Source organism: Staphylococcus sp. AC872 (assembly GCF_979255425.1).
In genome coordinates this window covers 1-276 of sequence record NZ_CEEDKW010000053.1, presented here as the reverse complement: position 1 = coordinate 276, position 276 = coordinate 1, and the positions used below count along the sequence as shown (strand labels likewise).

1 protein-coding gene is annotated in these 276 nt (G+C 65.2%); it reads right to left on the bottom strand.

Annotation, left to right across the window (positions count from 1 at the left end; translation table 11 throughout):
• The coding region (locus ACZ267_RS12895; RefSeq protein WP_463680346.1) for an ATP-binding cassette domain-containing protein at positions 1-242 on the bottom strand (242 nt) is incomplete at its 3' end.
• Positions 243-276 lie beyond the last annotated feature (34 nt).

Sequence of the window (276 nt, the reverse complement as noted above, 5' to 3'; positions counted from 1 at the left end):
ATTCCGACGTCGGCACGCAAGGCGGCGAGCGACTTGCCCTCGGAGGGGAGGGCCTTGCCGTCGACCTCGATGGTGCCCTCGTCGACGGGCTCGAGCCGGTTGATGGTGCGGCACAACGTCGATTTACCCGACCCGGAGGGGCCGAGGACGATGACGACCTGGCCGCTGGGAACGTCGAGTTCGATGTCCTTGAGGACGTGCAGATCACCGAAGTGCTTCTGCACGCCGTGCATCGCGATCATGGGGGCAGACGATGCTGTGGACGAGCGATGTTCG